Raw genomic sequence first — 16443 nt, forward strand, 5'->3', positions numbered from 1 at the left:
ATTTTATAGGGTGATTTTAGAAGGTTTATATTTTAAATTTACGAAAATACTAACTTAATACACTTAAAAATGGACCGTCTTTTTTACAATAGATCAAAATTCCCCTCCCTATTCAGAATCAAAATCAAGGAAAAGTGCTCTTCAGAAGCTAGAAATAGTATTTTGATGTAATTAAAACTCAAGAAGTAATACTACTGGTCCTTTTTCACTTAGTAATTTGACTTAGCAATTCTTGCTCCCGCACAACAAACCTTTTAAAGCTTCCTGGCTCATTTCCTGTAATTCTCAAAACTGAATCACTGGTATCAGGAGTAGCTTGGAATCTTGGGAAGTAATGTAACATTATCATTACTAAAATCAACATGGTAGGTACACCCTCTTTACTCTTTCTGATAAAGAAGGAGACCAAATTCGGAGACTTAAAGGTGATGCTCTGGCCAGTAATTTCGTTGATTTGATGAACCATTTCCCCAAAGGTCAGCTTTTCGTTATTTGTCAAATCGTAAGCTTCATTTTGATGATCTTCGGAGCTTAGTAATATTTTAGCTGCCACTAAGCCAATATCTTTTGCATCTACCACAGTAAATTTTGCATTTCCAGCAGGTAAAAAAACCTCCGACTTTTCAATTATGTCTTTTCTTAAAGTGGTAGTGAAATTTTGCATAAAATAAGCTGGTCTCAGAAATGTATAGGGAATCCCTGAATCCATTATCATTTTTTCGATTTTATAATGAGGAATGATGCTATTTTTATCAGCACCTTGAACCGAAAGAAAAACGATATGTTCTAAGCCCAACTTGATTGCTTCAGCAATTAAGGGTTGAAAATACTTCTTAGTGTCCGATATTTGCGGTGGCCTTAACAAAAATAAAGTATCAATACCCTCAAGATATTTATTGAATTGATCAACTTTTTCAAAATCAAATTCTTGAAATTCAAGGAACTCGGGTTTTTCAAAAGCCATGACATCATTCTTAATATCCCTCAATCCAGCTACAACTTCAGCATCGATCTTGAGACTTAACAAAGCATCGATAGTAGCTTTGCCAATATTTCCAGTTGCACCAGTAATTAATATCCTCATAATTTCCAATTGCTATATTTAAAAACTTTGGACGTTTATCCCCTTATAATGCTTACGTATATTTAAGAAAAATCATCAATTGAATTGGTCAAAATTATGATGAAAATCCTATTACTTCTATTACAATAAATCATTGAAATATTTTCGTTCGCTTTCCTGTAAAAACTTATTAAAATTAAACCAGAATAATCCATAGTAGCTATCGCCCAAAATCATTTTTTTATACTGTTGCTTAATTTTTGTAAGTAGTTTCAATAACTAACAAACGGCATTTGCTTGCCATATTTCTCAAATTCTTTTTCTTTACAAAGCTGCAGAATAAAATCAGCCAAATCCGCTCTGCCAATTTTCGTGCTAGCATCTACCCCTACCCAGCCGATTCTATAATCTTCCTTTTTAGTATCATCAGTCAACCTTGGACCTCGTACAATAATCCAGTCTCTATCACTTTTTTTCAATAATTCTGCATGGTCTTTGGCATCATTTAAGATTTTAGGTACCGCAATTTTCATGATGAATCGAATCATTTTATCAGGAAATTTAGGTTGATCTTTTTCAGGAAAAGGCAGCCCACCTCCTGACAAAGAAATGATTTGATTGATTCCCGATTCCTTCATAGCTCCTATGATATTTTTGGTGCCTTGCGTTTGTAAACCATCGGGCGATCCTTTCACATGACCAAACAAACTGACGACCATATCAGTACCAGACAGGGTTTTCGCTACATCTTCAGCATTTAATACATCTCCTTTAATGACTTCTAAGTTTGCAGATTGATCTTGGATCTTACCAGGGTTTCTAGCTAACGCCTTTATTGAATAACCTTCTTTCAGCGCTTGATTTACAAATTGTGCTCCTGTCTTTCCACTTGCTCCGAATACTGCTAATTTCTTCATGACTTACTTTTTTGTCTTAGTTACTTGCTATTATACCTATTAATTTTGTACTTGTTCCCACTACATATACACACCTTTTTGTAAGTATGGAAAATGATTTGATTAAGGTTACACCAAGATGTCCGATTCGAACAACACTAGAATTGGTAGGTGGGAAATGGAAGCTCTTAATTATTATTCAATTGGCTACTGAACCCAAGCGTTTATCAAAATTGAAGCGAGACATCCCTGACATCAGTGAAAAAATGCTGATTCAAGAATTGAAGAATTTAGTGGACAGTGAATTAGTAATTCGAACCAATTATGGAGAAGTCCCGCCCAAAGTAGAGTATAAACTAAGTGATAAAGGTAAATTAGCTTTACCCTTAATTGGGCATATGAAAGAATTTGCTGAACAATATTTAGCCCAGTAGGGATATTCTGTTACTGTTACTTTTATTTTCAATTACAATATGTGATGAGGTATCTGCAAACTGTTTTGCAGAAGAAGTCGAATCTAGTATCCTTTTGTCTGGAATGGTCTTCCCTTTATTGACTCTGCTACAAAATAAAAAAAGGAGCCACCGAGGCTCCTTTTGTAAATCATGTAGTAATTTGATTAATGTCTTCCAGTACCATAATCGATATCCAGAATAATCTCATCCTGGGAGTTTAAAAATAGGTCATTGCTATTATAAGAGAGTGAAAAGTTTCTTGGACCGACACGGTTAACATTTTCCAGATACCCTTCTCCAGTATTGTTAAGAATCAAATTTCCACTCCATTGGTATTCATCCCCTTTTTGAGTCCCTCCAATAATTTGAACATTAGCACCTTCTCCTGGAAGTTCCGCAAATTGTGGGACGATCTCTATGGAAAATTTCTCCCTATAGCCATTCCCTATATTGTAGCCGTAGTAATTACTTGCAATAGTACCATCATCAACAATAAAGTCTATATTCACTTTTTCATGAACAGGTTCGGTAACATATGCCACTGGTGTTGCAACGGAATAAAATTGAGTTCGATAGTTCTTATTATCAGAAAACGCAATTTCTCCATTATTCGATTCAATTATATCAGAAACCGTCAAATAGCCTTGACCTTCTGATTCAATTCGACTACTTGTATTATATACATCATTTTTTAAGTACTCAAATATAACAGTTGGTATAGCAGTGTAGGGAGAGGAATTTGCACTGTTGTCTAATTCAAAGTTCCATTGCGTTCTAAATTCCAATATTTCAAACGCAGCTGCTTCGTCCGGATTACCTCCTTCAAAACTAATAGTAGGATTGGTATAATTCTGGCCCTGCTCAATAATTTCTACACCCGTTATTTTTGAATTAAAGTTAACTGTAGCTTCCGACTGAGCATTTATATTCCATTGAGAAAAAGTAATTGTAATGCTATCGATTTTTTGCTCGTTGTAAAGCGAATAATAATTATCGCCAAACCATCTCCTGTTTTCAAAAACAAAAGATAAACTTTCATCTAATTGTTGCTGTGTAATTTTTCCGCTTTCATCAACAACAAAACCATTTGAATAAATACCAAAAGATTCTACACAACAACTGGAATTATAGTAGCCTCGGATGTAATAATCAACATAATTTCCAGGAGTATATTGGCCACTGCTGTCTATTGTGATCGATTGTATTGCATATTCTGCTTTCGCTTCTAGTTCCGCTCCTTCACCAGTTGGATCACTTATTACCACTTCTGGAGTACCATTATAACCTGATCCTGCTGTAAAAGAAAACAAAACCTCACCAAATTCCTGATTATTCGGTGAAACATCTATTTCATCATAATAATTTTGTACATCTGCAAATAATGCCCGGCCTGCCTTGGTAAAATTATTCACTTGAAAACCTTTACCTGGTGCTGGTGGCTCCGGAATTAGTGTTTTGATTCCACTCACAAAAGGAACGTTGCTCACTTGCTCATTATAACCAAAAGTAGTCAAAACAGAATCTAAAACAGCTTCATCAGTCTCTGAATCAAAGTAGGCCAGCTTCTGCTTCAAACGCAATTGAGGAATCATTAAATCTACAGAGACTCCTTCATTTCCCGTAGGGATTATAAGCTCATATTCTCCAAACTCATTAGTCACTGCTTCCCCCAGACCTCCTTCAACATTTAATGAATATTCAGAAAATCTGATTCCTTCGCTTACATTCACAATATTCCCCGAAAAGTCCGCTTTTATTAATTGGCTTTTCACCGCTTCAGCTGTTTTATTGGTTAAGTCCGTTTCAATGCTAACTTTCCCTTTAATCTTAGCTGTATTGGTTCCATTTCCTTTGTTGTAAAGAGGTATTATTGCAGATTCGTTTTTTGTGATAGGTGCTACTATATCATCAATAATTTCATAATTGTAACCTCTTTCAAATTTGAATTCAATCAATCCTAACGCAGAATAATATCCCTCTCTTTGGACTTCTATAATATTACCCCCAACAGAGACCTCATCAAAAACAACATTCCCTGATGCATCCGATACTTCTGTGAGTTCAATTAGTTCGCCATCTAATGAAGACGTAAGCTTCACTGCTGCTCCTTCAATTGGAGTGGTTCCGTCTAATATTTTCATGTTTACATTATAGAACTCGCCTGCCTTATTTAACATTGCCAACTGTTCAGCAATCTTCATAGAATCCTTCACATCATTAATAACTGTAATGTTATTGACATCTGGTTCAATAGGTGGTGCTTCTTCACAGGAAGTAAAAATGGTTAATCCAAGTAAAATTGATAGGTAAATAAATTTTTTCATATAAAATAACTGTTAAATACAGTTGCGAAATAAGCTAAATTTATTTATTAACCATAAACATATACTAATTAATAATAATGAAATCGATAAAAATTGATAAACTTAGTTTTACAATTCAAAATATCCACTACTACCATTGAAAAAGCACCTCATCATAAGTACTTATGTTATTAATTACAGTGAAAAAAATTACAGCTTAATTTTCAAGCCTCCATTGATAACGAAACCATCAACAGGAGCATAAATATCTCGGAATTCCGGATCATCTATACTTCCAGTATAAATCGTATCAAATGCCGTTTGTCGTGTATCTAAAAAATTCTCGAAATTCAAAAAGACAGAAAAATATTCTCCGATAGTCTTTTCTGTCATCAAACCTGTAATCCAATACGCTTGCCCAATCTCACCGTCATTTAATTGTTGAGGGCTGAAATAATAAGCTTCCAAGCCTATCCAAAAATTTCCATGCTTTTCATACATCAATACATTATTTAATCTATTCTTAGCTACTAAGGGGAAGGTGCTTTGGTCGCCATTGGAATACGTATTTACATCTGAATAAGTATATCCTAGGAAGAGCTTGAAATCATGATAAGACCATTTCATATTAACTTCCGCTCCTTTGGTATCTATATAGCCATCAAATTGTTGAAATTCATAGGTAGTTCCAATATTTCTCAACATCAGTGGATTTTCAATTTGCGTATAGAAAAACAAGACATTGCTAGAGAGCGTCAGCTCATCTGTAACGGATTTCTTATAATTGATATCGAAATTAGCACCCAGCGATCGCTCAGCATCAGTCAAATTTGTATTGATGGGCTGAATATTTCTGAACTGCCTTTTCTCTGCATCTTCTGAAAAAACGGTAGGAGTCTTATAGCCCAAACCTCCTCCTAGTCTTAAAGTAAGTTCCTGTTGAGGCTCAAACATTAAAGACAGCTTAGGCAAGGGAAATAATCCGTATTCGCTATGGTAGTCAATTCTGAAACCTGTTTCCAAGGTCCAAAGGTCTGCCATATTCCAGATATTTTGAGCAAAAAGTCCCACAGTGTTGTTCTCAAAATCTAACTCCTGATTAGGTGAACCTTCAAATTGATTAAACTGGTCTGTCCAAAGATTGGCACCAGCCACCCATTCAGAAACTTCATTAAAAGTTGAATAATTGATCTCACTAAAAGAAGAAATCTGCCTGCCGGAAAATGTAAAATCCGGAACTTCTATACTTCTATCATAAAAATTAATACTGTTTTTAACCTCTATTTGGGAATTTCCATCTGTTTGATGAGTGAAATTTAGCTGGGATGAAATCCTATCGGTTTCATTATTTTCGTAATAAGCATCGGTTACATTTTCTCCATTTACGTAATCCATATTACCCCCTAAACGATCTTCAGTCACGATATTTACACCAACATTCATTTCTGTTTCTTCATTGAAATAAAGAAATAAGCGAGGATTTAGAGTAAAACGATCAAATTTAGGAATAGCCGTAAGTCCAATATCTGCTGGATCGTATGCCGTTCCTTTATTATAGGAAGCAAAAATTGTTGTTCCGATTTTGTCATTTCTTTTAGAATAGAAAGTACTTGCATCTAAACCCAGTGCTGAAGTTCCGTTAAACATGAAACTTAATTCTCGATCTTCTTTTGGCTTTTTCGTGATTAGATTTACTAATCCTGCAATGGCTCCACCACCATATAAAGTGGAGGAAGAACCCTTGATCACCTCTACTTGCTTCAAATCAAGCGGTGCGATTTGCATGAGACTTAAGCCACCCGAAAAACCAGAATAAAGAGGCATACCATCACGCATTAATTGAGTGTACTTTCCATCCAAACCTTGGATTCTAATACTTGAATTGTAGCTGGTAGCAGAGGTTTGTTGGGTTTGAATACCCGTACTTTCATTCAGCAACATTCTAATATCACCTGGTTTCATATTTCCTTTTTCAGCCAACTCCTCGCCAGCAATCATCTCCACTCTAGTAGGAATATCTTCTATAGTTCTACTACTTCTAGTAGAGGTAACCGTAACCTCTTCCATTTCTTCATGGTCATGATGCATTGAAATTTTTATAGGCAATAAATCATCCGAAATAGGAAATGAATATGTCTTTTTGATGGTTTCATAGCCTACATAACTAATTTGAAGTTGATGCTTGCCATCTGGAATGTCAGTAAAATTGACAGTTCCATTTACATCCGTGATTTTTCCCTTATCAAGATTGGGAAAGTAGACTGTGGCCCCTACTATCGGTTCAGCTGTCTCTTCATCTAGAATAGCAGCTTTAAAAGAGTTTTGTGAATAAGTAATTTGACTGCTCAAAAAAAGCAGTGATAATAATATATATTTTAACATTTCAATTGAGATTTAAGATGGTAATTTATTGCACATCCTGCAAATGGAGGAAGTGTTAAACTAAATGCAAAATTCCTAAATCTGTTTGGGAGGTTTTAGAAGAGAGGGGCTATATATTTGTGGTGCGCCCAGAAAGTAGCTAGCACTAAAGTCAGGCTGTTCATAGAATTGGGAACTTAAATTTGAGAATTCTAAATTAAGTAAGCTAAACCCAGTACAAGAACCACAGGAAAAGAAAGGTAAACATGGTAACTCCGGACTATCGTTTTCTGAAGACTGAGTAGCATCATCTGTACAGGAAACTTCCTCATGGCAGATCTCTTCATCTATACAACAGGGTGCAGCAGATAAACCTAGGATCAAAATTGATAGGAAAATAGTGATCACCTTCATCCTGCAAAGATAGTCGATTGGATTTCAAATACCAGTACTTGAACTAATTGTCAGTTGTATATTATTGAACTTTATTCTAAAAATCGAAGAATCGAATCAGCTAATAACTTAGGATTTACTTTTTCAATTGGATGAGGGCAATTGGGAAAAACCTGAAATTCACCTTTCGAAAGTGACTTATAAAAAGCTATCGTTTCCTCAAAACTCACCATGTGGTCTTGATCTCCAAGTGCTAATCGAATAGGCAAATCGATAGCAGCAATATTTTCTGTAGTCAATATTGGGTTATGTCCTAAATCGAGCATCATATTAGCTGTTTGCTTACAAAGATTCATCCAATTTTTTCCATGTGAATTTTTTAGATGCTGCGCAAATTGCGGGACTTTCTCTTGAATTTTCTCAGGATTCAGCATTTTGCTCTCTTTTTCTGCTTGCTCGGGTTTCCAATCTAACTTGGTGCCTAAGGTAATTATTTTCTTGAAGAACTGCCCCCTTTTCAATGCTAAGGAAAGTGCAACATATCCGCCCATGCTAAAACCAAATACATGTGCAGACGGAATATTTTCTTTTTCCAGGATGGTTTCAAAATCTTCAACTAAATTTTCCATACTGAAACTAGAATCTAAAGTTGACCGCCTTCCATGCCATTTCAAATCCGGTACAAGGACATTGAAATCTTTTGATAAAAATGGGACTAAGCTGTCAAAAGAATTTGAGCTACCCAAAGCACCGTGAAGAAGTATTAGGTTTTGTTTCTGCATAATCATTCTTTTTTAATCATAGCGCTGATCGCTCTAACAGTTACAACCGTTATACCAAAAGCTAGTATCTTACAAAAATTTGCACCAACACAATTTAAACATCTATTTGGACTTATTTAGCCATCAATATCAAAACTAGAATGAGATTATCAATCTCAAAAACCACGATAGGACATCCCAGATATTTCAATCTATAAATACCCCGCCAGCCAATAAGCTGAGTAGCCCATCCATTCTTTAAATAAAATATTCCATTTTAAGAGAGCATCATCTGATGGTAAGAACATAGAAGGATTGATCATTTCATCATTAGTTAGAAAAACTGTAGAATAGGGCTGAATTTTATAACCTTCCTTTTCAAAACAACCCATCGCTCTTGGCATATGGGAAGCACTAGTGATCAATAGGATTTTGTTTTGCTTGCTTAAATAATCATTGGCAAAACGTGCACTTTCTACTGTGTTTCTTGATTCATCCTCAATTATTACTTTATCAATCGGAAATTTTACAGACTTCAAATAGGATAATAACACTCTAGATTCTTGTAAATCCTTCCTTAAAGCAGTGGCACCTCCACCGGAAATGTACAAAGTATCAATAATTCCTTGCTCAAACAGCATCATGGATTGCAAAAGACGATCAGCATTTTGATTGAAATACACTCGATCTTTAGGTTCTTTCAGGGTATTGGTCATGCCTGTTAAAAGAACTCCGTAAGTGAAATCATCACTTTTCAGCTGCTCCAAATCTGCAGGTTCTGTTTGCCAAGCTTTTAAAAAAGAGTTAGCTAAGAAATCATTAGTAAAAATAAGGAATAATGCAAAACCTAAAATGGCTAAATATTTTCGGAATTTCCATTTCCTAAATATGAAAAATGCCAACCATGCCAAACCTACTAGAGTAGCCGGCATCAGTAAATAACTTATAGTTTTGGAGAGGATGAAAAACATCAATAAAAATTAATTCAATTAACTTTTATAAATCCCTTTATACTGATCTCTTTTCACAGTACAGTTTATCCATCCTTCATCTAAGTCCGCGCCAATTGCTTTATAAAATTCAATCGATGGTTCGTTCCAGTCTAGTACTTGCCAAGTACAAAGTCGGCAGTTTTGTTCGTCTGCTTCCTTCAATATAGCATTCAACAATTTCCTGCCGTAGCCATTTCCTCTTTCTGACTCCGTTACCACTAAATCTTCCAAGTACATCACTTTCCCATTCCAAGTAGAATAGCGAAAATAATAAAGGGCAATACCTACAATTTCTTTTTCAGTTTCAGCCACAAATAGACCGTAAGCTGGGTTATCACCAAAACCATCTTTGATGAGCTCATCAACATCTACTACAACAGCCTCAGGTTCACGTTCGTAAACTGCCAACTCTTGGATTAATTCTAAAGTTCTCGGGATATCTTTCTCGGTTGCTTTTCTTATTGTTACGCTCATAGGTTAAAATTAACCGCTAAGTCGCTAAGGCGCAAAGAATGCTGTAAATAAATCAGCAATCTTCAATTTAAATAAGGAGTTATGCCGTCTCCATAGCTTTTTTCGATTTGCGGTATAAGAAACTGTTAAAAATATTTCTCTTGGCAAAGCGATAGGGTTTATCAGCATTCAAAAGCTTTTGATATACATTCTTATTCACTCCAAAATATTCATAAGTACTTCCATCTAAGAAGGAAACTTCAAGCAGTAAGCCTTTGTGTCTGAAATCTAGGATATTGGATTCAGTAGTGGTTTTAGTGTATTCTGCTAGATTTGCTTCTTTTGTTTCAGGAGATATACTGATGAGGAAATGATAACCGTCAATAATCTGCTGACTTTTGATTTCTGCTTCTTCTGCTTTAGGATCTCCAGCCTGAAATTTATCAGGATGCCATTCTTTTACTAGATTTCTGTAGGTTGATTTTAACTGCTTCAGGTCGATTGGGCCTTCTACATTAAATAATTTTTTGTATTCGTTAATACGCTTCATATAGGTAATTTCTCAATTGGAGCGCAAAGGTAGTTAATAATAGTTCATAAATAGCTGTTGATGAAAAATATAGCGCTAGAATCTAGTTTTCTATCTCAGCATTATTAACAGTACTTTTTGATGTACAATCGCATTGAAAAAGAGAGATGAACCATCTGCTAGGGGAGACTGAAAAACATTTTTTAAAATTCATTTGCAATCTGAATCATTTTCAAATAATCGTTAACAAGCTCTTGATTGATTTTTTTAGGATCAATTTTACTGAGGATCAATTTTAACCGTTGAATGGCCGCTATTCGATCTTCCAATTCATCATCATCTATGCAATTAATCAAATCTATGCAGGCATCATATTTTATGGCACTGCTTTTGGGCAGCAGCTCTACACCTGTCATTAAAGATTGTAAGCTCACTTTCTGTCCGTGGCTGTCTCGCAAGAAATTCGATAAGTCTAAGATAAGGTTTTCAAGTGAAGTGGTTTTGAAACTAGCCAAGTGCTCTTGAATAATGATGGAAGCCCTCTGCTTTGCAAAATCAGTATCAATGTCGGGCGGTTTATCAAAATAGCCAACCAGTAGACCCATCACCAAATGAAAAGGATTCAGTTTCACCTGTTCTTTATTATCAAATTTCATTTTTTCTTCTTCAGTCAGGAAATAAGGCAGACTGAAATCTTGCTGAGCATTTAAGCGAATCCCTATTTCAGAATTATGATTAAAATGCTTCCATATGACGGCATATTTTTCTGAACTCATGCGTATTTTCTTATTTCTTAAGGCTACATGAAATCATAGATTTCATGTGCTTCTTGGGTTTTGTTTTCAACTTGCGGTGCAAAACTGCAATGTTTCATTTGCTTTAGCAAAATGAAGTATAGAAATAACATATATATAATAGCACTACATAGTTATTTTATTCATTTTAGCACTGGAAAAATCATTGGGCCTAATTAAGTTGAGAAAACGATTTGCCCTGAAATCTATCACTAAATCAAGCTGATTGAAAACAAGCAGCCTACTGTCATTTTTGATCATCCATAAAGCAGTTAATCTTCAGTTTTACTTTCTTTGTCTTTGGCTTTAGCATGATCCGCAGGCTCCATTTTCCCATAATGATAATCAGAATACACTTTAGTGAACTCCGCTCCAAAGAAGACAATCATTGCAGAATAGGAAGTCCATAACAAAATCAATACTACTGAACTGGCAGGCCCGTAGCCCGATCCGGGATCAGTTGTACCAAAATAGAATCCCAAAGCAAATTCGCCTAAAACGAAGAGTAATGCGGTCATGAATGCCCCAATCCACACTGTACGCCATTGCACTTTTGCGTCTGGCAACACCTTTAGCAAAAGGGCAAATAGTAAAGTAATCACCCCAAGCGAAACCAGCACGTTTAAAATCTTAACAATAAAAAGTAAGGCCTCGGAGAAATATTGTTCTATCCAAGTTCCAAAAGCTGACAATAAAGAGGAAAGGAGTAAAAAAACCAACAACAAAAATCCGATTGATAAGATAACACCAAAAGAAAATAATCTTGTCCTGATGAATGGCCATACACCTGCCTTTTGTTTATCGCCTTCCACTTCCCAGATTTCATTAAAAGACCTTTGCAACTGTGCAAAAACAGTAGTAGCCCCTATCAAGATGGTACCAAAACCAATAATACTGGCAAAAGTAGAATCTTCCGTCTCCAGAGATCTTTTCAGCAAAGCTTGAACAGAATCTGCTGTATTTTCTCCGATGGCATCAGAGATTTGGCGGTGCAGTTCTCCACTAACTACTTCATCCCCGAAAATGTAGCCTGCAATAGTTATAGAAACTACCAGTAAACCCGGGAGGGCAAAAATAGAATAATAAGCTATAATAGGGCCTTGTCTAAAGGGTTCTTTCGATATCCACTTTTTAGCTGTTTCTTTAATTAATTTCCAGAATGTCTGTAGATTTTTAATACCCATTTACAATTATTTAATGAAAAATTTTATTGAACGTTAATCTTTATTATTGATTAAACTTAGGGTCTCAAAAAGAGATAACTAACTGTTTTACAATGACATTAGAGAAAATGTATATCGAAATCAAAACAGTTACAATATATTACCAAAACCGAATTTTTCATAAATAGTTACAAATCTCTCCAATCAAATCATTTTTGACTTTATGAATTACAACTCGTTTGCTATTCTTTCAAACTGGCCTAAAGATAAAAAAACAGGTATTAGCCAGTCCAAGACTTCTAGAGCATGGTGGAATTGAAAAAATAAGAATTTCAATGAAGTATGACAATTGATCTGTGATGAAAGTAATCTGAATGAACAGCAAGTAAAAAATGATTTTTTGAAAGTTAAGAGCAACCATTAACTTATAGTAGAAATTTTCAAGTGATGCCATAGGTGTAACAAAAATGTCACGGGACCAGACTACTTAAAAAAAAGACCTGAAAAGTATTTTCTCAGGTCTCCTAATTGGCAATCTAGTCAATTTCAACTACATTTCCTCATCCATAGGAACCACCCCCATATTATACCAGGCAAAAGAATACTTATCCGCTATGCCATCTATTATTTTATCCGTTGGTTTTCCAGCTCCATGTCCGGCATTGGTTTCAATTCTAATTAAAACAGGACTTTCACTGGCATGTTTTTCCTGCAATTCCGCAGCAAATTTGAATGAATGAGCCGGCACTACCCTATCGTCATGATCGGCTGTGGTAACCATAGTAGCTGGATATTTCACGCCTGCTTTCACATTGTGAACCGGAGAGTAGCCTTTCAAGTACTCAAACATTTCTTTGCTATCTTCTGAGGTTCCATAGTCATAAGCCCAGCCTGCGCCTGCCGTAAAAGTATGATATCTTAACATATCCATTACCCCTACAGCCGGGAAGGCTACTTGCATTAAATCCGGTCGCTGCGTCATAGTAGCCCCTACTAGTAAACCACCATTAGAACCACCGGAAATGGCCAGTTTATCAGAACTAGTATAGCCTTCGGCAATAAGATACTCAGCAGCTGCAATGAAATCATCAAACACGTTTTGCTTCTGCATTTTAGTACCGGCTTTGTGCCATTCTTCTCCATATTCTCCACCACCTCTTAAGTTGGGTTGTGCGTAAATTCCACCTTCTTCCAACCATACTAATCGAGCTACACTAAAGCTTGGACGCAAACTCACATTAAATCCGCCATAAGCATAAAGCTCTGTTGGGTTTTTACCATTTTTCTCCATTCCTTTTTTATAGGTGATGAACATTGGGACTTTAGTGCCATCCTTGCTTTCGTAAAATACTTGCTCGGTTTCGTAATCTTCTGAATTGAAATCTATTTCTGGTTTCCAATACAATTCAGAAGTCCCTTTTTCAATATCATATTCAAAAATGGCTGAAGGATAAGTGAAGGATGTAAAGCTGTAATATAGTTTTTCATCATCTTTTTCAGCGCCAAAACCACCGGCAGAACCAATGCCTGGTAATTCCACTTGACGAACTTTATTGCCTTCATAATCAAATTGATGGATTTCGGTCTTTACATCTACCATATAATTGGCAAAAATGTAACCACCTGCAGTGCTGACGTTCAATACATTTTCCGTTTCTGGGATGACATCTTTATAATTTTCGGTAGAAGGATCATTGGCATCCACCTCAACCAATCTTTTGTTGGGCGCATTTAAATTGGTTTCAATCAGTAATCTATCACCATCATTATCCAAAACTGAGTGTTCGCTCTCAAAACCTTCTGCTATGGGCACAATAGGATTACTCCAATCTGATAAATCTTTTACATATAATTCATTACCACTTGTACTTACAGAGGCCGAAATAAACAAGAACTTTTCATCATCGCTGACATATCCACCAATATAGCGTCTTGGGGTTTCGCTTCCGCCAAATATCAATTCATCTTCAGATTGAGGTGTGTTGAGTTTGTGATAATATAGTTTATGTTCCTGAGTTTTAGCTGAAAGCTCACTTCCTTCTGGTTTGTCATAACTGCTGTAGAAAAAACCTTCATTTCCTTTCCATGAAACACCACTAAATTTCACATTGCGAATAGTATCTTCCACAATGGATTTATCTTCCGCATTCATGACGATCACTTTTCTCCAATCAGAACCGCCTTCAGAAATGGAATAAGCCAAAAGGCTTCCATCTTTGGTAAAAAAAGTGCCTGCCAATGAAGTGGTAGCATCCTCAGAAAAGGTATTGGGATCAAGGAATACGCTTTCCGCACCATCTAAGCCTTTTTTTCGGTAAACTACCCATTGATTTTGCAAACCATCATTTTTGTAAGTGTAATAATAATCACCATGCTTTCTTGGGGCACTTTCCTTGGCATAATTCCAAAGTTCAGTTAAGCGCTCTTCAATTTTATCACGGAATGGAATATTATTCAAATAGCCGAAAGTGACTTCATTTTGTGCCTTTACCCATTCTGCTGTTTGCTCAGAGCGATCGTCCTCCAGCCAACGGTAAGGATCAGGCACATCTGTACCAAAATAAGTATCCACAGTATCTACTTTAGCTGTTTCAGGATAATCTTTTATCTCCATTTTCTGATTTTTTTCACCACTATTGCATGCAAAGAATGCCAAAGCAAGTGGAAAAGCCCATATTTTGTTCATAGTTATACCATTAAAATTTCACCTAAAATAAGGGCTTTTGTGGAGAAAAGCATGTGATTTATAAAAACGGTGGATGTTGGGGATGGTGGGTTAAAATAGGAAGGTCCTTTTTATAGACAAAGCAGGCCTAATATGTAAGAATAAAAATCATGAATTGTAATTTTAATCTGGTATTTAAGAAAAGTAAGAGTCCATCATTTGAGTTTAGCTTAAATTTTAAAAGAAAAATTTTTAAAATTACTCGATATCTCTACTCCAAAAAAGGAATTTTACCTAGTCAGTATTTTAGTAGATACATATTGAGGCTATTCATTGTACGAAGGTCACTCAAAGCACTTTTAACTCCATAGAAATCAAACAAGCTCATTTTTCAAACCCGAAGCACCTTAATTCATTTAGCATGAATGTTAAATAGACGCCAGCTTTGGAACTGGCGCTCTATATTCTTACACAATGAATTTAATACGATTCTATTTTTTTGAACAACCAGCTTTGCTCGTGATTCGTGCCCTGATCCCAAGTTAATCTTAATTCATCATCAATGACTTCTGCCGAAGGGGCAATGATCCCAATAGATCCATAATCGTATTGAACATTTCTATTAGGATCTATTAAATCAATATACGAAAAATCAACAGTACCCAACTCTCCCTTATTACCTGCATGCGACCATTTCCCTGTATAGGCAAAATTCTCTTCAAAGTCTTTATACTTTTCCACACAAGCTTCTTGTGAGGCAGCGGAATCAACAATCTGATATTTCTTTTTGAAAGAGTTACGATAATCACCATTTTCCGAAAATTCTAGGAAGTAGTCATCGAAAGGAATTTGATATGATGTTTCTAAACTATTTCCGTCCTGACAGTCTATTGATACATCTACCCATTCACCTAGATCATTAATTGGAATCTCCTCATCAATATTAAAAAATACTTTGTCTAACTTCCATTTCCCGGTAATAGAGTTCGTACCTCCCCAATCTCTTACTTCAACACATATTTCTTTTTTTTGACTTACACCCTGATTGCTGTAAACTGCCAAATCAAAGCAAAAAGACCCCTTAGTTACTACCTCTTCAAAAACACCATCAATAATAACGTGCAATTGATTATCTACAGCTAAGTTGAAATGATTATCTACTTTATTTCCGTCTAAATCTTTTAACTGAATAAGAATCCCATTGACGGACTCAAAGGCGAAATTTAATTCTACTCTAAATCCAGTGTTTAAAAAACCGCTAATGGATTCACTAATCTCAAAATCAAAATTCTCAGTCGATGGAGGAATGTCTCCATCATTTATTTCAGCGTTTTTAATAAAAATTCCGGACTCAATATCAACTAAATTTATGGCTGGACCATTATCTTGCACTGGTCCTTCCCCTATCCTCTCCTCCTGGCATGAAATCAACATGAAAAGAAAACAAAACATTGCAATTGTGAATAAAGTATACTTAGCACTCATTTTCTATTATTTAGGTTATAAACTTATTAGAATAAAAGTAAATCAAGTTTCATGCCAAAGACAATAATGATCATCTGCAACGAGCGGTTTATTGCGACATTATCAAGGTTTAATTATAAAAGTGAAAAAT

The 16443-nt window shown here is 35.5% G+C and carries 13 protein-coding genes; 1 reads left to right on the forward strand and 12 read right to left on the reverse strand.

Going from position 1 to position 16443, the window contains the following annotated elements; all coding sequences use genetic code 11:
* Positions 1–205 precede the first annotated feature (205 nt).
* Positions 206–1084, reverse strand: coding sequence for an NmrA family NAD(P)-binding protein (locus tag AAC601_RS15315; protein WP_303270438.1), 879 nt, complete (start codon positions 1082–1084; stop codon positions 206–208).
* Between the two features lie 251 nt (positions 1085–1335).
* Positions 1336–1980, reverse strand: coding sequence for an NAD(P)H-binding protein (locus tag AAC601_RS15320; protein ID WP_303270439.1), 645 nt, complete (start codon positions 1978–1980; stop codon positions 1336–1338).
* An 86-nt stretch (positions 1981–2066) separates the two neighbouring features.
* On the opposite strand from AAC601_RS15320, the gene AAC601_RS15325 reads away from it, so the two are divergent.
* Positions 2067–2393: a helix-turn-helix domain-containing protein gene (locus AAC601_RS15325; protein WP_303270440.1), complete on the forward strand. Its 327-nt coding sequence runs from the start codon at positions 2067–2069 to the stop codon at positions 2391–2393.
* Between the two features lie 185 nt (positions 2394–2578).
* Here the strand turns inward: AAC601_RS15325 and AAC601_RS15330 are convergent, their stop codons facing one another.
* The 10 genes from AAC601_RS15330 to AAC601_RS15375 all read right to left on the reverse strand — a co-directional run bounded on the left by AAC601_RS15330 (position 2579) and on the right by AAC601_RS15375 (position 16313).
* A complete protein-coding gene (locus AAC601_RS15330; protein WP_340153732.1) occupies positions 2579–4738 on the reverse strand; it encodes a hypothetical protein in 2160 nt (719 codons plus the stop codon).
* A gap of 189 nt (positions 4739–4927) precedes the next feature.
* On the reverse strand, positions 4928–7099 hold the full coding sequence (locus AAC601_RS15335) for a TonB-dependent receptor (protein ID WP_303270443.1): 2172 nt from the start codon (positions 7097–7099) through the stop codon (positions 4928–4930).
* A gap of 464 nt (positions 7100–7563) precedes the next feature.
* On the reverse strand, positions 7564–8253 hold the full coding sequence (locus tag AAC601_RS15340) for an alpha/beta fold hydrolase (protein ID WP_303270444.1): 690 nt from the start codon (positions 8251–8253) through the stop codon (positions 7564–7566).
* Between the two features lie 191 nt (positions 8254–8444).
* Positions 8445–9164: a YdcF family protein gene (locus AAC601_RS15345; protein WP_340153733.1), complete on the reverse strand. Its 720-nt coding sequence runs from the start codon at positions 9162–9164 to the stop codon at positions 8445–8447.
* Positions 9165–9221: 57 nt separating this feature from the next.
* Positions 9222–9698, reverse strand: coding sequence for a GNAT family N-acetyltransferase (locus AAC601_RS15350; RefSeq protein ID WP_303270446.1), 477 nt, complete (start codon positions 9696–9698; stop codon positions 9222–9224).
* 79 nt (positions 9699–9777) lie between these two features.
* Complete coding sequence (locus AAC601_RS15355) at positions 9778–10227, reverse strand: KTSC domain-containing protein (protein ID WP_303270447.1); 450 nt, start codon at positions 10225–10227, stop codon at positions 9778–9780.
* Between the two features lie 182 nt (positions 10228–10409).
* Complete coding sequence (locus AAC601_RS15360; RefSeq protein WP_303270448.1) at positions 10410–10982, reverse strand: hypothetical protein; 573 nt, start codon at positions 10980–10982, stop codon at positions 10410–10412.
* 290 nt (positions 10983–11272) lie between these two features.
* Positions 11273–12184 carry a YihY/virulence factor BrkB family protein gene (locus tag AAC601_RS15365; protein ID WP_340153734.1) on the reverse strand — a complete coding sequence of 304 codons (912 nt, stop codon included), beginning with the start codon at positions 12182–12184 and terminating at the stop codon, positions 11273–11275.
* Positions 12185–12713: 529 nt separating this feature from the next.
* Entirely contained in the window at positions 12714–14849 is a 2136-nt protein-coding gene (locus AAC601_RS15370; RefSeq protein ID WP_340153735.1) for a prolyl oligopeptidase family serine peptidase, read from the reverse strand.
* Positions 14850–15308: 459 nt separating this feature from the next.
* Positions 15309–16313, reverse strand: a complete 1005-nt coding sequence (locus AAC601_RS15375) for a hypothetical protein (RefSeq protein WP_340153736.1) — start codon at positions 16311–16313, stop codon at positions 15309–15311.
* Positions 16314–16443 lie beyond the last annotated feature (130 nt).

The organism is uncultured Marivirga sp. (assembly GCF_963974845.1).
Lineage (GTDB): Bacteria > Bacteroidota > Bacteroidia > Cytophagales > Cyclobacteriaceae > Marivirga > Marivirga harenae.